Source organism: Chloroflexus sp. (genome assembly GCF_034434295.1).
Taxonomy (GTDB): domain Bacteria; phylum Chloroflexota; class Chloroflexia; order Chloroflexales; family Chloroflexaceae; genus Chloroflexus.
Genome location: NZ_DAOTZQ010000076.1, coordinates 1 through 24,439, shown reverse-complemented (window position 1 = coordinate 24,439; position 24,439 = coordinate 1). Strand labels below are relative to the sequence as shown.

The following is a 24,439-nucleotide window of genomic DNA, read 5'->3' as shown; positions in this document are numbered from 1 at the left end:
ACGTGTCCGTTAGCTATTCGCAATGAACGGAATATACGCTCTTGGCGTGAGCGGTACACCGCTCGTGGTAAAGGGGGTATCACTCGACCAGTGCTGAGCAGCACCGCCGGCACGCGGCTTCAGTTCGCCGGGGCTTTGGTTGCCGGCTGTGGCATCGTTGATGGTTGTCCCACTGCCCTCATCAAACCGATAGAGCGCGACAGTATTCGCATCCAGCGCATGTGGTGCGGTTGGGCGAGCAAATGCCCCGCTGTAACGCACAATGTTCGACAAGCGCAGATCGTCGAGCCATCCGTTGAAATAACGACTACCGGTTACGTCGTGCTTTTCGGCACCCAACACAAGGTAGGGGTCACTGTCAGGATAGCTTGTTGGTCGATTCAGGCGATAATCAATCCGTCCCGGCGGCCCATCCATCTCGCTATCGAGCTGCCCGTCGATGTAGAGACGCACCGGCCCACTTGCAGAGCGGGTAATCGCGATGTGATGCCATTGCCCGTCGGTGACAATCGCATTGCCTTTGAGCAATCGATCATCCTGTCCGACATTAAACCCGACGACGAGTTTGTTACCGCAAATGGCAACACCGTAGTCACCATAATCCCCATCGCCGTACACATCGCGGTCGATCACAATATTGCCGTAGTACCAGCTATCGCACGGCGGCGCATCATTATCGCCTGGATTGGCCTTCATCCAGAACTCCAGCGTCACATCACCGCTCACATTCACCGGTCGCGAGCTGGTAATTTGACCACTGCTGTTGACCGGGCCAAGTGGGATTTTGATCCGGTCGCTATCTGTAACACCATTACCGTTACTGGTGTAGAAACCGTAGAAGCGCACCGAAAAGCCGCCAGTCGTTGATGGGCTAGCCGAAGGTGATGGGGGTGCTGGCGAGGGTTGCGGCGTATTGGTGACCGGCGGCAGGGTGGGTTGCGGCGTAGGCGAAGGCGAGATGATCTCCCCTGTGGCGGAACTGACTGCCGGACTACCTGTGCTGCAGGAGATCAGCCAGCATATGATGCAAAGAAACAAGGTTATCTTCCCGAACTGCTGCATAGCTGTTGCTTTCTGTGTCTTGCGTCATATACCATTCAACCCCGGCTGACGATGCGTACAACAATGGTTGGGGCGTTGGGTCGCCAGTCTGGACGAGAGTATCTCAGGCGCTTGATCTGATTGGTGTCCTGATCAGAGTTGCAACCTTGTTCTACTATCGGTTCACGCCGCACTTCAATAGCCTGAAGGTACTGTCCGCTGATACTGACCGGCGAATTCGTGCATTACTCGTGCGGCCCGTCGTCCCAGCTCGACGGCATAATTGGTGCCGCGATCCCAGGGGTAGACCTGGCTCATACTGGCCCAAAAGAGGCCAGGTAGGGGGGTTGCGATAGGGGGAATGTTGCGACTGTGGTTGACCGGCACAATCGGTTGGGCGTAGGTTTCGCGGTGCAACCAGTACGCCCGCACCCACTCTGGCTGAAATGCCGGATTGATTCGGCGCAGCGCCGGCAGGAAGCGTTCGAGCAAAGCCGATGCATCGAGGCGAAAGTACTCGTGGGTAGGGTCGAGATAATCACCACAGTAAATCAAATGATCGCCACCATAATAGTCTGGTTCAATGAAGTTAGTATGCTCGACCAGAGCCAGGAAGGGAAATTCGTTTTTTGGCAGATTGAGCCAGTAAATCCCATTGGTAAGAGGGCGGCGGAGGGCGATGGTCATGACTACTGCTCCCATTGAGTTCAGTCGGCGCAACTGCCCCAGATACTCGGCGGGGAGCGTAGACACCAGGCGAGCCAGTAAGCCCGGCGCTCCGGTAACCAAGACGGCATCGTAGTCGGTTGGAGGATGCTGTGCAACGCTAAGTTGCCAACCGGTTGCTGTCTGGCACACACCCTTCACCGGTGTTTGCCGCCACACCTGCACCCCACGTCTGACACAGGCTGCACACAATTCATCGGCAAACGCCTGAAATCCACCGCGAAAATAACCCAATTGAAAGCTGCGTGCCCGCAAGCGTGCCCACAACCAGGCCATATTCACTTCATCGGCGTGGGGGCCAAACTTGCCTTCAAGCAGTGGCCGCCAGATGACACGTGCGACATTGCGTCCGGAGACCCGCTCTGTCCACGCCATTGCTGTTGACTGTTCAAGTCGTTGCCAGTTCTGTGTGATAAACTTTAGATAAAAGGCGGTCAAACCAAACCGGAGCCGGTCAATGAATGGTAAGCCGGGAAAGCGCAATACCGGTAGCACACCGTCGAGCGCATAGCCTCGTCCACGCCACCATTGCGCAGTGACCGGTGCCCGAAAAAAGAGCCGATCACGCATCCCGATTTCGTTCGTCAATTCGATGATCGCGTGGTCGGTGGTGAAGATATGGTGATAAAACCGTTCAAGCGGCCAATCCCAGGCTGCATCGCGAAAGCCACTGGCCAGCCCACCAACCTGATCCCCTGCTTCGTAGATCGTAACCGCATAACCCTGACCAGCAAGATCGTAGGCTGCGCTCAGACCGGCAATACCGGCACCAACAATCGCGATCCTCATGGCAGCACCTTCTGCGAATTGACCGTATCGTTGGTTTCGACGTTCGGCGTGGATTGGGCCTTGAGGGCTGCTGCGCGATCCAGATCACGCCAGGTCAGGCTTTGCCGGAGCATATACCACGCGCCGAGAAGCGTTATCGGCAACCAAAGGGCAACGTGGAGCACCAGCGTATAACCGGCAGCGATGGCGTGAATCACACCAAACTGCGTCAGAATGGCGATTCCCGGTGCATCAAACGTGCCGATGTATCCCGGTGTTGAAGGGATTGTGGTGAAGAGATTAACAATCGCGGTCATGAGCATCAACACCAGGAACGAGACTTCAAACGGAAATGCATGCATCACGAACCAGTATTTAAGCGTCTCCCCCAGCCAGATGAATGTCGAAGTGAGCAGAATCGTGATCATGTCGCGTGGACTGCGGAGGGATTGCAAGCCGATGATAAAACGATCAAAGAGGCCGTGAATATGTGGGCGCAGCCAGCCGGGAGCGAAGCGATCAACGATCATGGTGTACCAACGACTCATCAATTGGGGACGAGCGGCCAGAACAACAAAACCGAGAAACGCGCAGAGGAATAAAACGCTAAACCCAATGACCAGCGACCGAAATATAGGTGGTAATGGCGCAAATGGTAGCGTCACAGCCACAAAGAGCAGCATCACCAGACCGTCGAAGAGTCGTTCCAATACGACAGTGGCCAGTGAAGCGCTCATGGCAATACCACAGTTGCGACGCAGGACATAACTGCGCAACACTTCACCGGCCCGCGCCGGGTAGACATTGTTGCCCATGTAGCCGATCACCACAATCGGGAAGAGAGTGCGTAATGGCACGCGAGCCATATGGCTGAGCATCGATTGCCAGCGCCATGTGCGCACCCAAACTGTGATGAAGTAAACCAGGATACCTGGAATTAACCACCAGTAATTGGCCTCGCGTAGTGCTTCCCAAAAATGGGCCAGGTCAAGACCGTAAAGGGCGATGCCCAGAAAAAAGATGCTAATGATCAGGCCAAGCCATAGTTTCCAGTGACGCACCGATGTTCCTTTGATGTGAATGCTACCTGCGTCGTATACCGACGATCTCTCTGCATATTACCCTTGCTGTTGACGAATGTCAAAGTTCGAGGATCAACAGGGCAAATGGGAGTGGTGTAAACGAGTCGACACGTACCCCGCCCTGATCACTCTGCGCAATCAACCCGCTCGAAGAACCGCCATCGAGATTAACCGCAATCTCAATGTCGAGATCGGCAGTTGCCAGAAATTGTGACCATTCGGCGAGGCTAAATGTCGCACCTGGTGCCACAATCAACAGCACATAACCATTCCGATCAAGCGCAATCGCGCTTCGTCGAGCGCGCTGCCCGTCATCGTTGGTGTAGGCTGCTTCGCCGTTTGTTCTCACCAGCAATGGCCAGCCCTGTATCGCCTGGACAAAGGGTGTACCATCGTAAGGTTGATCGGCAAGTGACCAGAGGTGCGGTTTGCCCTGCTCATCTATCGCAAACATGCCACCTTGATCGACATAACTGTATCCGACTGCCTGCTGGTTGCTGATCAGGAGCGCAACCGGTTCACCTTGCTGATCAAAAAAGCCACCATTAATGGCTGCCACTGCGCCGTACCGGGCAACCCAGGCGCTCAGGGTAAGTGGTGCGGTCGGATCGTAACCGACGACAAAGCGCACGTGCGCCGGATCGATCCGCACAACCTGTACCGGCAACCCTGGAACTTCCAGTTGGCGGAATGCAATGCCTGTGCGCAGGGTGCGCCAGCCTGAGCTGGTGTCGGGCGTCGATGTCGGCATCAGTGTCGGCACTGGAAAGAAGTTGTTGTCAGAGTGGAATGGCATCGCACATGCCGCCAGGCAGGTTGACCCCACATATAGAATCAGCACTAACCATATGTGCTCATGGCAGCCCATAATCTGCTTCAATTGTTGGCGACAAATGAAGTTCATTCAACTAACCTTCTGATTATAGTTATAGATATAACTATAGTTTGTGTTAGAATGCCTGTTTTCATGTTTTGATATTTTTATAGAATAATATCTTGAACATTGCTGTATAGTCGCCACAGATGGTTTTGTTTTATTCTAAATTTTGTTCCATGGTTGTGTCCAGTTCTTGCATCAAAATCTACAAAAATAAAACCTTCTTCAAGAAGTTCAAGAAATCTGTCGAATGAAAATCCAGAAAGTATCTGCAAACTTACATATTTGAAGAACTCTTGTTTCGATTCCAGTTTCGATTCTGCTATCACGTAAAAGCAGTTTTTTAGCTTTGCACCTATCTCATGTTCTAGATCGGCCAGTCCCCAGTATGGCTCTGGAGAGATAGGTCCAAGACCTATCCGTTGTTCAACAGTATTCAACCATTCCGCAATGTCTGGATTTTGAATTTGTGCGTACTTTGCATCAAACGCAAGACTAAGTTTGCCTTGCCTGCGATCCAGGTGTAATCGAAATCCTCGATTTGTGTAATTTATAGTATCTATAGTTGATCTGAAACTTTGCTCGGTAGAAGGATATTTCTTTCCAGCTTCCTTATGCTTCCATCCATACATTGGTACGAGTAGATTAGCGACAATTCTTGCGCTGCGTGGCGAAGGTTCTATATGTTTCAAGGTTACCAGCGATTTTGTATGCAGACGTTGACCTTTTAGTTCCCATTCCTGGAGATTGGGAATTGGGAGATTGTTCTCTTGCAAACCAAGTAATGCTTCTATCGTATTGCCAACAGCACCATCGTTGCGGGTGTCTCTTATCTTCTTGACACTTCTGTACCAACCTCCAGCACTAATTTGACGAATTTTGTCTATCAGTTCGTTTTTTGTATAGAGTTTCATTTCTACGGTCTCCAGAAATCAAGGAGATATTCAAATGTAGTGCCCATCGTAATATAATTACTTGGCCACCCGAAAATACCTACTTTGTTCACGATATTTGTTCTGTCCCAGATAATAATGTTTCTTAGTTCATAACCTCTCTGTCTCAATTCTTCGATTAACGCAACATGGATAGTAATACGTCGGTTTTCCCACCATATGTCAGGAACATTAATAACACAATGAGCTTTTGGTTTGAGAAGGGGAAGTAATGCTTCAAAAATATCACCCATTGCTTTCGTGTATTCTTCCAATGGCATGGTACCAAGATCGCGAGGATCTTGAGAGTATTGTTCGACTTTCCCAAATTGTTCGTTCCGCCGATCGCGTCTGGATTTATTAAGCCGTTTTCTGTTAAGCAGGTTAGCATAAGGTGGAGAAGTCCAGATCAGGCTTATTGTTTCTGGTTGCAGGTATGCAGGAATGTAAAGTGCATCATCGTGAATTGCGAGCTGTTGCGCTTGATTGAAAAGATTATTAGAGTTCAACCGTTCCACACAAACGTCAATATATTGCTCCTTAAGATCGAAACCGACAGCATTACGATTCAAATCACGTGCCGCAACCAGAGTAGTGCCACTACCTACAAATGGATCCAGAACGAGTTCACCTTCGTGCGTGAATAAACTAATGACCTGTTTGGCTAATCCAATTGGGAATGTGGCTGGATGAATGTTTTTATCACGAATATCTCTTCCTTCATACGAAAATTGCCAGACCCCAAGCTGACACTTTATCCATTCTTTTGCTGTCATACAGCTCAAATGATTAGGCGGACAGCAACATGTGCGGGTGTGACCTATTGTGAGCTTTGTCCGGTAAAGGTGATGTGATTCGTTTATCGACGTTGGTAGGGTATCAGATGTAGTTGCGCTCATTGATATTTACTCCTTGTTCGTAGAAGTGTCATCTGTTGGTTGAACGACCAGGGCTGAGCATTGCCACAATTCAATCGTAACAGAGTGTACGTGTGGATTGGGCACCATAAGAACTAATTCTTTACACGACTAGGTTTACATCGTGAGTGATGATTATATCAAAATCGTGTACGATGCAATACATAGACACACTCAAGATGCTGTCTCTTCTTCCTTAACTGCCATGCACTAATGGCACTGCTACTCACGGAATATCCACTTCCATAAGTATATCTCGTATCCATTCGTGTCCCGTAAGTGATAATCACGGATAGTCGCCTATCTTGTCATATGCAGTGATGCGCAGTATTGATCAAGATGTGATATATTCAAAATTATATTTCAGTTTTACCTTCATGCTTATTGATAACGTTAATAGTCGTTTACGTGTCCAATTCACCCCAACTGATGGTAGCCTGATCGGTAGTACAGCAATGGTCTTCCCCCAAACACCCGGGCCGCGATGACTTCTCCCACGAAGATGGTGTGGTCACCGCCAGGCAAGGTGCTATGGAGCCGACATTCGATCTGGGCCAGCACCCCTTCGAGAAGTGGGAGTCCGTTCTCTGACAGGGTATAACTATGCGGGGCAAACTTTGCGCCGTCGTGCATGGCAAACCGGCGCGAGAGGTATTCCTGATCTTCGGCCAGGATGTTCACCGCAAACTTTCCGGCAGCGGCAATCACATCATGGCTTGATGCTGCGAGATCAATACAAATCAGTACCAGTGGTGGATGTAGCGATAGTGATGCGAAAGAGCTGACTGTTAAGCCGGCCAGGCGTTCACCGAGCGCAGTCGTTACTACAGTGACGCCGGAGGCGAAGTGACTCATCGTTTGGCGAAAGAGTGATTCATCGATCATGATCGTCCTGTGGTTCGGCTATTGCGACGTGCCGCGATAGCAGCGTGAATTTCAGCACCAATGGCATGCTCTGCGCGGGCATCTTCGTCGAGTAACAACAATTGTGGCACAACTGGAGCCGGCCCACCTTCGCGGTTGATGGCTACCATGCTGAAATAGCCAGTCGTACAGAGCCGGCGATCTCCGATCAGCGGATGTTCGGCAAAGAGGTGAACGCGCACCACCATAGAACTCCGTCCGACGTAGATCACTCGCGAGAAGGCTTCCACAATTTCGCCCTGCCCAATCGGCGTCCGAAAATCAATCCGTTCGGTCGAGGCGGTTACAACCGGCAAGCGACAGAAGCGGAGGGCGGCAATCGCTGCCGCTTTATCCATCAGTGCCATCACATCTCCACCAAACATGGTACCGTAGCCGTTGGTTTGATGAGGCAAGATGATTTCGGCCATGCGTTCTTCATTTGCCGCCCGCGCTGGCCGGTTAGGGAATGTTGTGTTATCCATATCACACCAACCTGTAGGTAGCGAACGGCGCTCATGCGAGCGCCGTCACTGGCTGTAGAATTATGCTCTTTCCAGAGGTAGAAATGGCCGGGATGCACCCCGACGACGTACCTGCGGTCTAGCCACCCCATCCCTTCGAGAGCTGGGTCTCTTCGCCGGGTTTGTGCTTGGGGAGACGGTAGACAAAGCGCACGATCTGATCGGCAGCCACAAACATGATAATGAGTGCCTGCACGATCTTGATCACGTCAATCGATAGGCTGGCGCGTACCTGCATCAGACGCGCACCGGTCAGCAACCCACCCCAGAGCAATCCCGAAAAGATGATACCGACCGGATTGGCACGGGCCAACAGGGCCACGGCAATCGCATCAAATCCAAGGCCGGAAAAGAAGTCGGCACTGAGCGCTCCACGCACACCGATAACCTCGATTGATCCGGCGATACCGGCCAGACCTCCGGCAATTGCCATTGCCAGAATAATTGTGCGCGGGACACTGATACCTGCGTAGCGAGCGGCGTTGGGGTTAGTACCGGCAGTGCGCATCTCGAAACCGAGCGTCGTGCGGTACAACAACCAGGCCACGACAAAGACCAGTATCAAGGCGAGGGGAATGCCCAGGTGCAGGATGGTCGAACTACCGACCTGAATACCGGGTAAACGGGCCGTTTCGGCAATCAAACGCGAGCGGGCACCGGTGGTGTCGGCAGGATCACCCAGAATGTAGGGGGTTTTGCTGCGAATCAGCCAGTCGGTCATGCGGAGCGCGATGTAATTCAACATGATCGTGTTGATCACCTCGTGCGCACCGGTGCGTGCCTTCAGGAAACCGGCAATCGCTGCCCAGGCTGCACCACCAAGTGCGCCGGCAATCAAGGCTGCCGGAATGTGAAAGATGGCCGGCATCTGCAAGGTTGTGCCGATAACGACAGCAGCAACTGCACCGGCGTAGAGTTGCCCTTCGGCGCCGATATTAAACAGGCCGGCCTTGAAAGCCAGTGCTACGCACAGACCACAGATGATAAATGGCGTAGAACGAACAACCGTATCGGCAAATGCCCGTGGTGAGCCGAAGGCGCCTTCCCAAAGCCCAATGTAGGCTGCCTGCCAGTCGGCACCGGTAATCCCGATAATGAACGCCCCTACCACCAGGGCGGTAAAAACGGCAAGGATCGGCACGAGAATGCCCGACCAGCGCTCCCAAAACTGGCGGAGCGCCGATGGGCGAATACCCGTTTCGGTGGCTGCCTGCGCCATGCTTCTCTCCCTGACCGCTTTCCTGCGGTCACAATGTGTTTACGCTTCAACTGATACCGAACGATCTATGGTTGCACCGGCCATGAGCAGACCAAGCTCTTCACGTGAGAGTTCACCGTTTTTGACGGTCGCTACAATCTGACCGTGGTACATAACTGCAATCCGATCGGCCAGCGACAGAATCTCGTCAAGCTCAGCCGAGACGAGCAAAACAGCCACACCTTCGTCGCGCTTCTTCACAATCTGGTTGTGAATAAACTCAATTGAACCCACATCAATGCCACGGGTTGGCTGTGAGGCAATCAATAACTTGAGCTGACGGGTAAACTCGCGGGCTACAATCAGCTTTTGCTGGTTGCCACCGCTCAGTGAGCTGGCCGGGACGTGAATACTGGGTGTGCGCACGTCGAATTCCTGTACCAGCCGGCTGCAATGATCGTTAATTGCCGGCTCATTGCGGACAATACCACGGGCGAATGGTGGCAGATAATACAACTCCAGCACCGAGTTATCGGTCAGCGGATATGACGTGACCAGACCGTCACGCTGGCGATCTTCGGGAATATGGGCCACTCCCAGCTCGCTGATCGTCCGTGGGCTGGCGTTGGTCACATCGACACCGGCAATCCGGACAGTCCCCCCTTCACTGGGGCGCAGGCCGGTCAGAGCGGCGACCAGTTCAGTCTGACCATTGCCCTGCACGCCGGCAATGCCGAGAATTTCGCCGGCACGTACCTCAAGGCTCACCCCTTTCACGGCCAGGAGCTGTCGATCATCGCGCACCTGTAGTCCCTGCACTTCGAGCACCGGTTCGCCTGGACGTGCGGGCTGTTTATCTACCTTTAGAATGACATCGCGACCAACCATCATCGCGGCCAGGCTGGCCTCAGTGGCCTGATCGGGTGTTGTTTCACCGACAACTTTCCCACCTCGTAACACCATGATGCGGTCGGCCACTTCGAGCACTTCCCGCAGCTTGTGGGTGATGAAGATAATCGATGTTCCCTGTGCGGTCAGGGTACGCATCACGCGCACCAGATCATCGGCCTCTTGCGGGGTTAACACCGCGGTTGGCTCGTCGAGGATTAAAATATCGGCATTTCGGTACAGCGCCTTAATAATCTCCACCCGCTGTTGGGCACCTACATCAAGGTCGGCGACCAGTGCATCAGGGTCAACCGCCAGCCCGTATTGGGTCGAGATCTGACGAATGCGTTCCGCAGCCCGTTTGCGGTCAAGGAAGGGGCCACTGGTGACTTCGTTGCCCAGGATCACATTCTCGGTGACCGTCATAACCGGCACCAGTTGAAAGTGCTGGTGTACCATACCGATCCCGCGGGCAATCGACTCGTGGGGGTTACTGATGCGAATTGGCTCGCCTTTGACAAAAATTTCACCTTCGTCCTGGTGATACAGACCGTAAAGGATATTCATCAAGGTCGATTTACCGGCACCATTTTCACCGAGCAGGGCTAATACTTCACCCTTGTACAGTTTGATTGAGACGTTGTCATTTGCAACAACACCGGGGAAGCGTTTTGTAATCCCGCGTGCTTCAAGCACCACCGGGCGTTCCTGGCCGTTCTGCGTCACAGGCAACCTCATTCATCTACGTGGTATGTGGAACAGGTTATCGCCGTCAGCAACAATGTTGTCGAAGTTTAGTGTATTGTAGCATATTCTGAACGTTTCGCCGCTAATCTTTCGGAGTGCATCTTTATACTGGAGCGTTTATCAACGCTATGGTTGTGAATGCTCCACCACCGTGGGAGTGCCGGTATCCCCATGGAAGCGTGCGCCGTCAGGACGCCCTGCCGCGAGCCGCTGCTGGGAGCGCATGCCTCCGGCACGCCCTTCACCCGGAACTGTACGCTACCCTAAGCCTGCTACACCGTTACCAGCAGGGTCGCACACGCCTGAACCAGCTCACGACAGTGGAGACATACCTTACACTGGCGACTCCCGCCCCCAGCGGGGCGGGTTGGGGTGGGGGCGTATCACAGAATTAGCACTGAGAGTAGCGCACGCGCAACTCGCTTATAAACCTTCTACCCGGCATTGCATCTGAGCACGCATGGACGGAACTGTGCCTGCGCCGACCCACCAATGATCTGCTGGTGGCGCATCTGGCAGCGCTCCAGCACGGGACTGACAATCAAGAGATGCACAGCGCCAGGCACGATTTAACATACATCAATACAGAAAGATCTGGTGACGGTCAGGTGTGCCATCAGTGCGGCCACAGGGTAGCCGTGCGTCTTTCAGACACCGACAGCTCAATAGCCGTAAGTCATCCCTGATACCACGTACCGGTGTGGGGAAGGTGTGGATCGGTCACGGGTACAACGGGCGTTCTCGTCTATCTGCCCGGTCTTCGTGAGATGATTTTTACCTGTCATCGCGAGGATAATGCCGGTAGTTCAAGGCGAGCATTCCCGGTTTGCCCATAAGATGGCTCTCACTCTGGATGTCTACATAAAAAGCCTGCCGGGTAGGTAAAGACATCGTCTTCGTCTACCCGGCAAATAGACCCGCCTGAATTATTCGATCAGGCTCTCAGCGCTTCTTCCCGCGTGGCACCGATGGTGCCTGGCGGCCACGGGGCATAGTTTGAGTCGGTGGTAACTTCCCGCTGTTGATCGCCGCCTGAATCTTAGCTGCTTCTTCAGCGACGGCTGTCTGGGTTGCAGGTGCCGATTTCAACCCTTTCGATGCAGGCGGTGCCGCGGGCTGAGCATTTAGCAAACTGGCCAATTCGTGTTCACGCCCCAGGTGGCAGTGCTTGAATTTTTTACCGCTGCCACATGGACACGGATCGTTGCGCCCAATTTGTGGCGTACTGCGGCGCTGCGGTTTGCGTCCCACTTCGCCGTTACCGTCACTGCTGACCGTTTGCGCAGTAGCCAGGCGTCGCGCCTGTTCTTCGGCGATTTGGCGCAGGTAGGCTTCGTATTGGAAGGTCGCCGGGATGATGTTGTAGACGATGTCGTGCGCAATATTCTGCTTCAGCTCATCGAACATACGGAATGACTCGCGCTTGAACTCGACCAGAGGATCGCGCTGGGCATACGCCTGGAGCAGAATATTTTGGCGCAACTCGTCCATCGCCGTCAGGTAATCTACCCACTGACGGTCAATCGCGCCGAGCATCACCCGTCGTTCGATGGTGCGCATCAGTTCAGGGGTAACCGCTCGCTCTCGTTCGGCATAGGTGGTTTCGAGATGATCGAGCAGATACTGTTCAATCTCCTCCCTGGTTTTGCCTTTTAACGTTTCGGCAGTGACCGAGGCAGGTAAAGTTGAATTGATCCGTCGATACGCACGCAGCAAATTGGTCAGGTCTTCCTCTTCAAAGCCGTCGATCAGATGTTCGTCAATCTGCCGTTGAATCTCTTCCGCCATCAGATCGAGCACACGCTCCCGCATATCTGCTTCATCGAGAATCGCTTTGCGGTCGGCGTAGATGATCTGACGCTGTTTATTCATCACGTCGTCAAATTCGACCGTGTGCTTACGGACATCGAAGTTATACCCTTCGACGCGGGTTTGCGCACCCTCGATGGTGCGGTCGAGCAGGCCGGCTTGCAGTGGAACATCTGAGTCAACAAAACGCTCCATCAGTCCTTTGATCCGATCCACTGGCCCGAAGCGGCGCAGCAGCTCATCTTCGAGTGAGAGGAAGAACCGCGAAGAACCGGGATCGCCCTGCCGACCGGCGCGTCCGCGCAACTGATTATCGATGCGGCGCGCTTCGTGCCGTTCGGTACCGATGACGTGCAGGCCACCCAGACGACGCACCTCCTCGCCTTCAGCTTCCGTCTGTGCCCGCGCCTTTTCCCACGCTGCTCGCTTCTGTTCGGGAGTAGCCGTTTCGATGGTAAGACCCTCTTTACGCAGAAACTCTTCCAGCAGGCCGTCGGGATTACCACCAAGCAGAATGTCAGTCCCACGGCCGGCCATATTGGTGGCCACCGTTACCGCACCCTTCCGCCCGGCCTGAGCAATGATCGCCGCCTCACGCTCGTGGTGCTTGGCATTGAGCACGTTGTGAGGAATGCCGGCCCGCTTCAGCATTGCGCTGATCCGTTCCGAGGTCTCGACCGAGGTGGTGCCGATCAGGACGGGGCGCCCGATAGCGTGCATCTCTTGCACTTCGCGCAGCACCGCGTTGAATTTTGCTTCTTCAGTGGCATAGATCTGATCGGGCAGATCCTCGCGGATCATCGGCTTGTGGGTTGGAATAATTACCACCTCAAGATTGTAAATCTTGGCAAACTCTTCGCGCTCGGTGTAGGCTGTACCGGTCATACCGGCCAGCTTCTTGTACATGCGGAAGTAGTTCTGGAAGGTGATTGTGGCCAGCGTCACATTTTCGTTCTTGATCGCCACGCCTTCCTTGGCCTCAACCGCCTGATGTAATCCATCACTCCGGCGCCGCCCCGGCATGGCCCGTCCGGTGAATTCATCAATAATCACCACTTCCCCGTTCGGTGTCACCATGTAATCGCGATCGCGCTGGTAGATAAACTGGGCTTTGAGCGCGTTCTCGATGTAGTGCGTCTTTTCGTAGTGCTCAGGATCGAAGAGGCTCTCATCCGGTGGAATGCGCAGCAGGCGTTCGAGCTTCTCGATGCCTTTTTCGCTCAGGTAGATGCTCTTTGTGCGTTCATCAACGAAGAAGTCTCCGTCCGGTTCCAGTCCCTCTTCTTTAACCTGCTTGGCCGTCACCGATGAACGACGCAATTGCCGCACGAGTTGTGCCATCTGGCGGTAGAGATCGGATGATTTTTGCGCCGGGCCGGAAATAATCAGTGGGGTGCGCGCCTCATCAATCAAGATGTTGTCCACCTCGTCAACAATCGCGTAGTGTAGTTCGCGCTGGACAAGTTGCGACTTCTCGTAGGCCATATTGTCGCGCAGATAGTCGAAGCCAAACTCGTTATTCGTCCCGTAGGTAATGTCGGCCAGATAGGCTTCGCGCCGGGTGCAGGGCCGCCAGTGGACGAGACGCTGGTCTTCGGGGTTGGCATCGGGATCGATAAAATCGGGATCGTACAACGCACTTTGATCGTGAGCAATAAAGCCTACGGTAAGGCCAAGGAAGTGATAGATTGGCCCCATCCAGCCGGCACCGACTTTCGCTAGATAATCGTTGACCGTCACCAGATGGACACCTTTGCCCTCCAGTGCGTTCAGGTAGAGTGGTAGGGTTGCGACCAGCGTTTTACCTTCGCCTGTCTTCATCTCGGCAATCTTGCCTTGATGCAACACAATGCCACCGATCAGTTGCACATCGTAATGGCGTAATCCAATCGTGCGATGGGCAGCTTCGCGCACCGTGGCAAAGGCTTCGGGCAAAATATCATCAAGCGTCTCGCCATCGGCCAGACGCTGGCGAAATTCATCGGTTTTTGTGCGCAGTTCTGCATCGCTCAGCGCGGCAAACTCAGGTCCCAGCCGGTTAATTTCTTCAACAATTGGTTGCAACCGGCGCAGCTCTTTCTCATTGCTGTCGCCGAGCAAACGCCGGAGAAAGTTCAACATAGATACACCTCATGACAGGTAGTCTGTCCTGCCTGGTACTAGACATAATGATCGCCTTCCCAACGTAGTCAGCGATACTCACTCACTTCATTATAGCATTGCTGTCTGTTTCGGTGATGATCTGTTCAAAAATGTCAACGACGTGTGGATCAAAGTGACGTCCGGCCTGTTCTCGAATATAGGCCAGTGCTCGTTCGCGTGACCACGCTGCTCGATAGGGGCGATCGCTGGTCAGTGCGTCATACACATCAACTACCGCAAAGATGCGGGCGGCCAGTGGAATTTCTTCACCTCGCAGGCCGCGTGGATAGCCGGTACCGTCCCATTTTTCATGGTGGCACCACGGAATATCGAGCGCAGGGGCCAGAAAGGCAATCGGGCGCAGTAACTCGACGGCCAGAGTTGGATGGGTGCGCATAATCGCCCACTCCTGCTCGTCAAGTGGGCCGGGTTTGAGCAAAATAGCATCAGGAATGCCCATCTTGCCAATATCGTGCAAGAGTGCCCCACGGCGCACATGCAGCAGCTCTTCGTCACTGAAACCCATACGCACGGCAATACGCACCGTCAACTCTGTTACCCGCCGGGAATGCCCTTCTGTCTCACGGTCACGCAGATCAAGCGCACGTGACCAGCCTTCAATCGTCTCGTCATACGCAGCGCGTAATTCAGCATTGGCCGCCCGTAGTTGCTCGAAGAGGTCGGTACGGTGAAGTGCATTGGCTGCCAGTTCGGCAATATCACGCAGGAGATCGACCTCAAACGAATTAAGTGGTGTAGTACGGGTGATCAGCAGGGCACCGATGGTGCGGTTGGCGGCGTTCAGCGGGATGCCAACAGCGATCTGGGTCGTATTCTGTACTATATCGGTAACGTCTATCAGCCCATCGGTCTGGGCCAGCCGTTCGGCCAGGGCAGCCAGTATGGTCGGTTGTGAGGCGAGATTGCCCAGACAGTTGTACGCCAGATCGATGGTAAGGGTTGATCCCCGTGGCCGCAACAGTGCAATGCTCTTGGCCTGCATCACTTTGCGCACCTGATCGAGTAAAATCGGCGTCAACTCAGCCCACAACTGAGCAGGGCGCAGAGCTGTGCCAATGTTAGCCAGAATAATACGCCGCTGTTCTTGGGCAACCTGCTCGGAAATATCTTGTTTGATAGCGATAAAACGACGAATCTCACCATGTTCGTCGGTGACCGGTGTAATGGTCATCTCTTCATGATAGAGGCTACCGTCTTTTCGGCGATTGATAATTCGCCCACGCCATGGCTGCCCGGAGAGGATGTGATTCCAGAGTGCGCTATAAAATTCGTTGTCATGTTTGCCTGAACGCAGTATCCGGGTGGAATGACCAATCACTTCGCTAACCTCATAACCGGTGAGCGTGGTAAAGGCAGGATTAGCCCATTCGATAATACCGTTCCGATCCGTGATCACTATCGTGTTTGCAGCATCATTCAGCGCCTGTGCCTGCAATTGCAATTGATAATGTTGTTGATGGATCTGGGCACGGTAATACGCATTTTCAATCGCCACCGCTAAATGGTTACGGAAACCTTCACTTTTGATAATGTAATCTGCTACGCCGAGGCGTAGTGTCTGCAAGGGAAACTCTTCATTGCCCGGTTGTGCCAGCACCAGCACCGGCTGCTCAAGGCGACGAAACTGAATCAATTCCTTTACCAGATCGAGCATTGTCAGGTTGGGTTGCGCACAATCGATGAGAACAACATCACCGACCGCCCGGTGATGATCGAGATGGTGAAGAAATGTTCGCCAGCCATGGATGAGGGTGCAATGGAGATGCGGCGCTGAACGCTGGAGATGTTGGAGCGTCACTTCGCTATCTGTTGTCGCCAGGGCGATGAATGACACCTGAATGATTTGACTACGGCGGACCTGTTGTGAATGGAAGCGCTGGCAGGCTTGCTCAACAATTGCACCGATCCGATCAAGGTAATCGTCGCGCTTGACAACATAATCATCGGCGCCGGCTTTCAGTGCGCTGATGACCATGTGGTCGCCACCGCCACCAGTAAGAATCACAACCGCGAGCGGCAAGTTACGTGCGCGAATGAGGGCAAGCAGATCAAGCCCATCACCGTCGCGTAGATGCAGATCAAGCACTACTCCGGCGTAAGGCGTGGTCGCAGGTGATAGCGTTTGCAGATGTTCGTAAGCTGCCCGGTATGATGAAAAGTGCGTGATGGCAATCTCTGGATGGTAAAACTGCATTGTGCGCCGGAACAGATCGGCGTCAAAAGGATTATCTTCAATGAGCAGCAGATGGTTCGGATAAGCCAACATGTGGAATCTCCAGATAGAAGACAGCACCGACACCGGGACTGCTTTCGGCCCATACCCGCCCGCCCATGCGTTCAATCGCTTTGCGGACAATCGCCAGTCCAACCCCTGAACCCGGGTAGGTCTCCTGTGAATGTAAACGCTGAAAAATGGTAAAAATACGCTCGTGATCGCGCATGTCAAAGCCAATTCCATTATCTTTGACCCACAACCGCACCATCTCATCGTGAACATCACTCCCGATGGTCAGGCGTGGTTGGGGAACATGCGCACTGAATTTGATCGCGTTATCGATCAGGTTGCGCAAGGCAAGCGCCAGACCGGTGGCATCGGCATGCAGGTGGGTGCAACGTAAGTCACGCTCAACCACCATGCGGTGCTCCAGAATCTGATCCGTGTAATAGCTGAGCAGCTCATCAATCAGGCCGGACAAATCAATGACGCTGTAGTGTAGTGCCTTTCGCTCAACATGAGTATATTCCAGCAGATCATCGATCATCTGACTCATCTGCGCTGCTGCTGTCCGAATGCTGTGCAGACACTGCTGCCCATCCTCGTTGAGGCGCTGGATGTGGAAGCGGAGGAGAAGCTGACTATACCCGTCAATGACCCGTAGTGGCGCTTTCAGATCATGCGAGATAGTTGCGGTGAAGGTTTCCAGTTCCTGATTAAGTTCGCTTAATGCCTGGTTGGCCATCTGTAAGGGTGCTGTACGCTCTATTATTCGCTGTTCGAGCGAGGTATTTAACTCTTGCAAGGCAGCATTCGTTGCCCGGAGTTCATCGTTCATCCGCTGATAGTGTCTCATCGTCCGCCAGCGCTCAATCCCTAACCAGCCGGCCATTAGCAACACAAAAAGCCAGCCTTTGATCGTTTGCCAGTTCGTCAATTCGTCTATATTCACGGTAATAGCAGCCAGCAACCGATCCGAGAAGAGAACCCACGAACCGGCAATGAGCAGGTACCAACCGGCCAGACGAATTGCGCTCGCTATCGGTTCGTTGGTGCGCCAGAAATGGCGAATAGATGCAAACGACATATCTCTATCCCAGAGAGCGTATGCAATGCGAATACGTCGTGGAGTCATCTGACGGGGATGTGCTCTTGTTTGAGCTACTTTTCTTATCATATCATACTAAAATTGATTATGCTATGCTACAATCGCCGACGTAGATCATCGTCGTAGTCGGCATCGCTATTTATCTGTCTGGGAAATCCGTGATGCATGTTGTCTGATGCGGTAAGATAGTAGTGGTTCGTAACACAACATACATACCGACGAAATGGATCGATACATACAGTGGCCGAAGAAAGGCGGCCTTCCGAGCGTGCAGGTGCAGCAGGTTCGGTAAATCAGGCGACATGGCAAAAGCAGGAGTGCTATACGTTGGCACCGACAATGGTCTTTACATCTTCAGCGATCCAGGCGGCACGGGACGCTGGCGGCTGTTGCCTGATGTTGCGCTAGCCAATGAACAGATTATCGGTCTGGTAGCAGCCGACTCGCAGAGCCTGGTGGTGGCAACGAAGCAGGCGTTTCAACGCAGCGATGATGGTGGTCGGCAGTGGCGTGAAGCCGATGCTGAAGATCGAATGTTGTTCAATTTTCTGAATAGTCAGCGGGTGCCGGTAGCCACAGTGCAGGGTATGGGTGTGTGGCGTTATTCAGAACCACCACTGTCCGATAGTTCGCTACTGGCTGTGCTCTCTGGAAAGCAAGAGGTGCTGCTGGCAGTAACTGCTGATGGGAAGCGCATGCTACGCAGTGATGATGGCGGCAAGACCTGGCAGGATGTGTCGGTGACGTTCCAGGGGCGGCTGAGTGCCTTCGCTCCGAGTAGCTATCATATCGACGTGGTTTGGGCCGGAACCGACACAGGTCAAATTTTGCGCAGCGATGATCGGGGCCGCACATGGCAACATGTTGGCAATGTGCCCCATGCGGTGCGCTGTCTGGCTGCCGTGCGCGTGGCGTAATGTGCTGGTTCTTTGGCCGGTACGGTGTTATGGTAATCCCTGGAAGTAGCATAGGCTGCGACCTGTGCTACTTCAGTTCTTCTGCCCTTCCCCCGCTGTTGTAGCTCCACTCACCGGTCCGCGATTATGGTTTCCCTAGTATCCATAAAAGTCGGTATATCCCTCCCGCTCAAGGCGAGCCATCATCTGGGCCAGACGTTCGGCACTCCGCGAGAGGCGCCCTGCGCAAATCGCATGTAAGCCGTTGAGTGCCTGTCGGAAGTGAGGGGTGTCCTCACCGCGCAAGCGCGGTAGTAGGCGCTGGAGAATCTGAAGATCGAGTGCTTCTAAGGGGTTCATGTCTGTTGCCTGCCCAACGAAGCCGAGTATCTCGCGCAAGGCGCGATAACCTGCCGGCTTTCCGGCAGCAGTCAGGTGGTGCTGGATGTCACTCAAGATCTGCCAGACCTGATCGCTGGCTATTGGATACTGTGAGCGCAAGGCGGCCATATCGACCGTTCTTAATTCGATTAAGTTGGCGCGGTCGAGCACTTTATCGCTCAGCGCAAACGTGCTTTCATCGACATTGATTGTTCCGATAAGGCGTAGATTGATCGGTAAACGGATGGGGTTGCGTACCACACCACCACCGGCTAATGGCGTCTCTGCCAGGGGTGTGCCCAGATCGATCAGTCCCTCTACCGTCTCTATCGCTGACAGGATGGGTGCCAGGTAGTATTCGGGCCGTGCCAGGTTCATCTCATCGAGGCAGACAATATAGATTTGATCCGGATCAGCAGCCGCTTTCAAGAGAAAGTTTAAGAATGGCGTGGGCTGGTAGAGGCCGGTCAGTGAGTTGTAGTAGCCGAGGAGATCGCGGGCACTATGCCAGTCAGGTTGTACTGCGACCAGCAGATAGCAGGGGTTCGGCTGCCCTTCGCCAACGCCAATCAGGGCATCGGCGTACAGGCGAGTCAGCCAGGTCTTGCCACTCCCGCTTGGCCCGGCCAGGATGACCAGTGGTCGGGCCTGTACTGCAAGGTGAAAAGCGTGTAGGGTGCGTTCGTCGATGATCATTCCGCGCCGTTTAATCGACGTAGCGATCTGTGCCACTGATGATGCACCCGTCTGATAACGAGCTGGCGTTTCACGTAGGGTATTTGTCGTTGCCAGATCGATTTCGGCTTGCTCCATCAGCGCTTCATTGAGCGGCAGCAACGCACAAATGTCGTCAATCAGACGTTCGGCATCGGGTAGGGCATCCCAGTCGTAGACGAACCCTGCCCACAGGTAGTGTGCTCGACTGTTGAGATAATGATCGATCCAGCGCATCCCTGTCATCGGTAGACGGCGACCGGCAAAACGAGCCTGGCCCTCGTGTTCGATCCGATCAATCAGTGTTTCCCACACCGGACGCGCATGACTCCAAAGGTGGGCAAGTTGTGGCCGGCGTACACCCCACAATTGTAACCCAACAGTGACGGTGCGCTCGACTCCGCTGGCCGTTAGCATAACACCGGCACCACGGGGTGGTCGATCAAAAGCAAACCAGTAGTCGGTGATGGGATCGCGCCGACCACCACCGCGATCAATTGCCCGCCGTGATTTAAAACTCAATTCGTACAGCGGCCATTGTTGTGGCAAGAGCGCCGCTGCACGCTCTGCAGCGCGATTGGCCAGTACCAGCATCTCAGGGTGTAACAGGCGTTGCACGGCCTGCCAGCGTTCAGAAACGCCGGGTTGTAACAATGCTTGCAATGCAGCAGAAGAGAACGGCATCAGGCAGTTGGTGGGCGTAAGTAGAGCTGCGGATCAAGTCCTGATTCATTTTGACCGGCATGGAAGACGATAGTGAGCCGTGGTAACATCTCACGTAATTCAATAGCCAGAGCAATTGCAGCCTCTTCAACCAGATCACGGTCAAGGCGGAGGATCGGAAACTGACGGGTGACGGTCAGTTGTGCCAGTACTGGTTCCTGATCGACACTGTACTGTATCGTAGCGTTGATATCGAGATTTTGCTCGATATCAGGTTGGTCGGTGAAGAGATCAATCACCTTCTTTGCCTGTGCTGATGTATCTGCTGTCGCTTGCTCGGCATGACTCAGCGGTAAGTGGTAGGTCAGCTCAAATCCCAGCAGGTTTCGCGTATCGATTGGTTGACCGACAAGTTGATTGAAGGTGTCAATCATTGCCTGACCATGCAAGGAAATGACGGTGAGTTCTGCCGGCCATTGCAGGCCGATCACTGCTCGCAAGGGCAGCCGTGTCCAGGGACCACGTTTATCGATGTTGGGGGGGAAGCACGTAACGTGCAGGCTTCGCCCCAGTGTGTGGGCGTCTATTAACTCTTGGGTATGGACAATATTGATCTGTTGGTGCTCAAGCTCTTCGATCAGAATTGAGATCAGTTGCTCATAGGTGAGCATAAAAGCCCTCTGAAGCAGATCGATAATACCTGTATCTCGATTATACCACTCTCGGCGCGGAAGTGTGGCACCTCCTCTGGTATAATACGAAATGCTGTGCGGTTCAGGATCATCGGAAAGCATAATGGCAGTTCAGTCGCTCTATCGAAAATGGCGTTCACAGACCTTTGCTGAGCTGGTCGGGCAGGAGCATGTCGTGCAGACGCTCCGCAATGCGATTGCCGAAGATCGGGTTGGCCATGCCTACCTGTTTACCGGCCCTCGCGGTGTTGGGAAGACGACTATGGCCCGCCTGCTGGCCAAAGCGGTGAATTGTCTTAACCCCGATCCCACAGCCCGACCGTGTGGCGTGTGTGAGATGTGTGTTGCCATTGCCGAAGGACGTGCCGTTGATGTGATCGAGATGGATGCCGCTTCCCACACCAGTGTGGAAGATGCGCGCGAGATCATCGAGCGGGTGCAGTTTCGACCGGCCGAAGCCCGCATGAAGGTCTACATTATCGACGAGACTCACATGCTCTCGACGGCGGCGTTCAATGCCTTGCTGAAAACGCTGGAAGAGCCACCCGATCACGCCCTCTTCATTCTCGCCACCACCGAAGTTCATAAGGTTCCCGCCACGATTCTGTCGCGCTGCCAGCGCTTTACCTTCGTTCGCCATAGTGTCTCGGCGATGGCCGCTCATTTGCGCCGGATTGCAGCAGCGGAAGGGATTGTGCTGGCCGAGGGTGTGCCTGAAGCAATTGCCCGCGCTGCCACCGGTAGTATGCGCGATGCTCTTGGTATTCTCGAGCAACTGGCTTCGTTTGTCGAAGGCCCGATCACGCTACCGCAGGTGCAAAGCCTGCTTGGTATGACGTCGGCGGCTGAAGTTGATGCGTTGATCACGGCTCTTGTCAATCACGATCTGACAGCAGCGCTGCGTGCAGTGCATGGGGTTGCCAATCAGGGGGCTGATGTACGTCAGTTCACCCGTGATCTGGTAGAACGTCTGCGTGCAGTGATGGTGCTGAAGGCGACCGGTGATCGCACACTGCTTGATTTAAGCGATGACGAAGTGGCGCTCTTGGGACAATGGATACAGCAGGCCGATATGGCTGCGTTGGTGCATTGGGTAAAGCTGTTTAGCAATCTCGATGCACAGTTACGTACAACACCCTATGGGCAGTTACCCCTCGAAGTAGCAGTCGTTGAGGCGTTGTTGGCACTACCATCGGTTGCGCAACCTGTCTCTTCATCTGCCTCAACGACTCGTTCCGCTTCATTGGCAGGACGTTCCCCGACCAGCCGTCCCAGTGCTGCTGTACCGGCAATCGTTCCGCAAACCGAACCCGTTCGCGCCCCCGTACATCCCGAACCAGTACTGCACAGCGTTGTTGCGCCGCCACCTCCAGCACCCGAACCGGTATCTGCATCCGGTAGTGAAGTACCGTTGGATGCAACACCTGTTCCCGATCCGCCACCACCGCCACCAGAGGCATGGGCAGCGACCCGCCAGATGCGTTCGCCCGCCGATCCTGCGGTTGCTCGTGCTGCCGATGCTGATATGTCGGTGCTTGAACAGCTTGAGGCGATTTGGGAAGATTTCAAGCGTGATGTTCGTCCGCGCAGCCCGACCGTGCAGGCGCTACTCAATAGTGCGCGTCCGTATGATGTCGAAGGCAATACTATCGTGCTGCTGGTGACATCCTCGTTCCACAAAGAACGCCTGGAAGAACCGAAGAATCGGTCGCTTCTCGAAGATTTATTACGTCGTCGTTTGGGAAAGACCTACGCGGTACGCTGTACCATCGAGGAAAAGTCGGTTGAACCCACCGATCTGCGCGGAAAAATTCGCGAAGCTCGTAAAGATGAACTGGTTCGTGCTGCATTGAATATCTTTGATGCCCATATTGTAGATATTGAGCCGCTCGATCCTGAATAATAGCTGCGGGACAACTGTACAATTGTGTAGTAGTGTGGTACTCTACCCATATCTACGCTCACATATCTTTGCCGGCTTCACGTGTTTTGGTACAGGCAATTGCAATTATCAGGGTAAATAGAAGGGAGACTGTCGGATGAATCAGCGTCAGCTCATGCAAATGGCTCAACAGATGCAACGCCAGATGCAAAAGGTACAGGAAGAACTGGCTGCCACCATTGTCGAAGGGACGGCTGGTGGTGGTGTGATCACGGTCAAAATGAACGGTCATCGCGAAGTGCAATCGATCACGATTTCGCCAGAGGTTGTCGATCCTGATGATGTTGAGATGTTGCAGGATATGTTGTTAGTTGCGATTAATGATGCCTCGCGCAAAGCGCAGCAGTTGGCTGAAGAGCGCATGCAGCCGTTGACCGGCGGCCTCAAGGGACTGTTCTAAATCGGCATTTTCGTCCTGGTGATGGGGTGAATGTGCCGGCGTTGCATATTGTCGCCGACGGATCTGCGGTGGAGATGATATGACTGTTCGCACGGATCAATTAATTGCCGCGCCGGTGGCTCGTCTGATCGAGGAATTTGCCAAACTTCCCGGTATCGGCCCAAAGACGGCATCACGCCTGACCTTTTATCTCTTACGGGCTGAACCAAAACAGGCGCAGGCGCTGGCGCAAGCTATTCTCGATGTGAAAGAACAGGTTGGCTACTGCCGACGCTGTTTTAACATCACTGTGGGTGAGCTGTGTGCAATTTGTCTCGATCCGTCGCGCGATCAAACCAAAATCTGTGTGGTTGAGGAGCCACTCGATGTGCTGGCTATCGAGCGTACTGGCGCCTATCGCGGTCTGTATCATGTCCTCCACGGCCACATTGCTCCGCTCGAAGGTGTCTATCGCGAAGATCTCAAGATCGAAGAACTTCTCGCCCGGGTTCGTTCCGAACCTGTCCAGGAAGTGATCCTTGCCACAAACCCCAATACCGAGGGTGAGGCCACTGCCTTTCTGCTGCTTCGCGACCTCGCCCCTCTTGGTGTACGGGTGACCCGGCCAGCACGCGGGTTGCCGACCGGTGGCGATCTCGAATGGGCCGATCCGGAAACGCTCGGCTCCGCCTTTGAAGGACGACGTGAGTTATAAGCCGGTTCCTTCTTCCCCCCAACGGGGGTAGGTCAGGCAGGGTGCTCCCTCCCCCCAACGGGGGTAGGTCAGGCAGGGTGCTTCCTCCCCCCAACGGGGGGAGGTCAGGCAGGGTGCTTCCTCCCCCCAACGGGGGGAGGTCAGGCAGGGTGCTTCCTC

19 protein-coding genes are annotated in these 24,439 nt (G+C 54.0%); 4 read left to right on the top strand and 15 right to left on the bottom strand.

Annotated features, from left to right (window positions below; genetic code table 11):
- Positions 1 to 9: 9 nt before the first annotated feature.
- The 13 genes from VAE57_RS11305 to VAE57_RS11245 form a co-directional block, all read right to left on the bottom strand.
- Positions 10 to 846, bottom strand: coding sequence for a LamG domain-containing protein (locus VAE57_RS11305; protein WP_322821986.1), 837 nt, complete (start codon positions 844 to 846; stop codon positions 10 to 12).
- A 390-nt stretch (positions 847 to 1,236) separates the two neighbouring features.
- Positions 1,237 to 2,556 carry an NAD(P)/FAD-dependent oxidoreductase gene (locus VAE57_RS11300; protein WP_322821985.1) on the bottom strand — a complete coding sequence of 440 codons (1,320 nt, stop codon included), beginning with the start codon at positions 2,554 to 2,556 and terminating at the stop codon, positions 1,237 to 1,239.
- The gene (locus VAE57_RS11295; RefSeq protein WP_322821984.1) at positions 2,553 to 3,596 is read right to left on the bottom strand and encodes a lysylphosphatidylglycerol synthase transmembrane domain-containing protein; all 1,044 of its coding nucleotides are present in this window, start codon (positions 3,594 to 3,596) and stop codon (positions 2,553 to 2,555) included. The genes VAE57_RS11300 and VAE57_RS11295 overlap by 4 nt, the downstream gene beginning before the upstream one ends.
- A gap of 79 nt (positions 3,597 to 3,675) precedes the next feature.
- Complete coding sequence (locus tag VAE57_RS11290; RefSeq protein ID WP_322821983.1) at positions 3,676 to 4,368, bottom strand: phosphodiester glycosidase family protein; 693 nt, start codon at positions 4,366 to 4,368, stop codon at positions 3,676 to 3,678.
- A gap of 230 nt (positions 4,369 to 4,598) precedes the next feature.
- Positions 4,599 to 5,408 carry an MvaI/BcnI family restriction endonuclease gene (locus VAE57_RS11285; protein WP_322821982.1) on the bottom strand — a complete coding sequence of 270 codons (810 nt, stop codon included), beginning with the start codon at positions 5,406 to 5,408 and terminating at the stop codon, positions 4,599 to 4,601.
- 2 nt (positions 5,409 to 5,410) lie between these two features.
- Entirely contained in the window at positions 5,411 to 6,202 is a 792-nt protein-coding gene (locus VAE57_RS11280) for a DNA methyltransferase (RefSeq protein WP_322821981.1), read from the bottom strand.
- Positions 6,203 to 6,760: 558 nt separating this feature from the next.
- Positions 6,761 to 7,228: a flavin reductase family protein gene (locus VAE57_RS11275; RefSeq protein WP_322821980.1), complete on the bottom strand. Its 468-nt coding sequence runs from the start codon at positions 7,226 to 7,228 to the stop codon at positions 6,761 to 6,763.
- Entirely contained in the window at positions 7,225 to 7,731 is a 507-nt protein-coding gene (locus VAE57_RS11270; protein WP_322821979.1) for an acyl-CoA thioesterase, read from the bottom strand. Before VAE57_RS11270 ends, VAE57_RS11275 begins: the two co-directional genes overlap by 4 nt.
- A 118-nt stretch (positions 7,732 to 7,849) precedes the next feature.
- Complete coding sequence (locus tag VAE57_RS11265) at positions 7,850 to 8,989, bottom strand: ABC transporter permease (RefSeq protein WP_322821978.1); 1,140 nt, start codon at positions 8,987 to 8,989, stop codon at positions 7,850 to 7,852.
- Positions 8,990 to 9,028: 39 nt separating this feature from the next.
- Entirely contained in the window at positions 9,029 to 10,582 is a 1,554-nt protein-coding gene (locus tag VAE57_RS11260; protein ID WP_322821977.1) for an ABC transporter ATP-binding protein, read from the bottom strand.
- Between the two features lie 963 nt (positions 10,583 to 11,545).
- Positions 11,546 to 14,533: a preprotein translocase subunit SecA gene (secA, locus tag VAE57_RS11255; RefSeq protein WP_322821976.1), complete on the bottom strand. Its 2,988-nt coding sequence runs from the start codon at positions 14,531 to 14,533 to the stop codon at positions 11,546 to 11,548.
- Between the two features lie 82 nt (positions 14,534 to 14,615).
- Positions 14,616 to 16,841: an HD domain-containing phosphohydrolase gene (locus VAE57_RS11250; protein ID WP_322821975.1), complete on the bottom strand. Its 2,226-nt coding sequence runs from the start codon at positions 16,839 to 16,841 to the stop codon at positions 14,616 to 14,618.
- Positions 16,807 to 17,877, bottom strand: a complete 1,071-nt coding sequence (locus VAE57_RS11245; RefSeq protein ID WP_322821974.1) for a HAMP domain-containing sensor histidine kinase — start codon at positions 17,875 to 17,877, stop codon at positions 16,807 to 16,809. Before VAE57_RS11245 ends, VAE57_RS11250 begins: the two co-directional genes overlap by 35 nt.
- A 323-nt stretch (positions 17,878 to 18,200) precedes the next feature.
- Between VAE57_RS11245 and VAE57_RS11240 the strand changes: the two genes are divergently transcribed.
- The gene (locus VAE57_RS11240) at positions 18,201 to 18,815 is read left to right on the top strand and encodes a hypothetical protein (RefSeq protein ID WP_322821973.1); all 615 of its coding nucleotides are present in this window, start codon (positions 18,201 to 18,203) and stop codon (positions 18,813 to 18,815) included.
- A 135-nt stretch (positions 18,816 to 18,950) separates the two neighbouring features.
- Here VAE57_RS11240 and VAE57_RS11235 read toward each other — a convergent pair whose 3' ends face one another.
- Both VAE57_RS11235 and VAE57_RS11230 read right to left on the bottom strand, forming a co-directional pair.
- Positions 18,951 to 20,573 (bottom strand): McrB family protein, encoded by a 1,623-nt coding sequence (locus tag VAE57_RS11235; protein WP_322821972.1) that lies wholly within the window; start codon positions 20,571 to 20,573, stop codon positions 18,951 to 18,953.
- Positions 20,573 to 21,223, bottom strand: coding sequence for a hypothetical protein (locus VAE57_RS11230; protein WP_322821971.1), 651 nt, complete (start codon positions 21,221 to 21,223; stop codon positions 20,573 to 20,575). Before VAE57_RS11230 ends, VAE57_RS11235 begins: the two co-directional genes overlap by 1 nt.
- A gap of 124 nt (positions 21,224 to 21,347) precedes the next feature.
- On the opposite strand from VAE57_RS11230, the gene dnaX reads away from it, so the two are divergent.
- The 3 genes from dnaX (at position 21,348) to recR (ending at position 24,280) form a co-directional block, all read left to right on the top strand.
- Entirely contained in the window at positions 21,348 to 23,147 is a 1,800-nt protein-coding gene (gene dnaX, locus VAE57_RS11225) for a DNA polymerase III subunit gamma/tau (RefSeq protein ID WP_322821970.1), read from the top strand.
- A 136-nt stretch (positions 23,148 to 23,283) separates the two neighbouring features.
- A complete protein-coding gene (locus VAE57_RS11220) occupies positions 23,284 to 23,586 on the top strand; it encodes a YbaB/EbfC family nucleoid-associated protein (protein ID WP_322821969.1) in 303 nt (100 codons plus the stop codon).
- A gap of 79 nt (positions 23,587 to 23,665) precedes the next feature.
- Positions 23,666 to 24,280 (top strand): recombination mediator RecR, encoded by a 615-nt coding sequence (recR, locus tag VAE57_RS11215; protein WP_322821968.1) that lies wholly within the window; start codon positions 23,666 to 23,668, stop codon positions 24,278 to 24,280.
- Positions 24,281 to 24,439 lie beyond the last annotated feature (159 nt).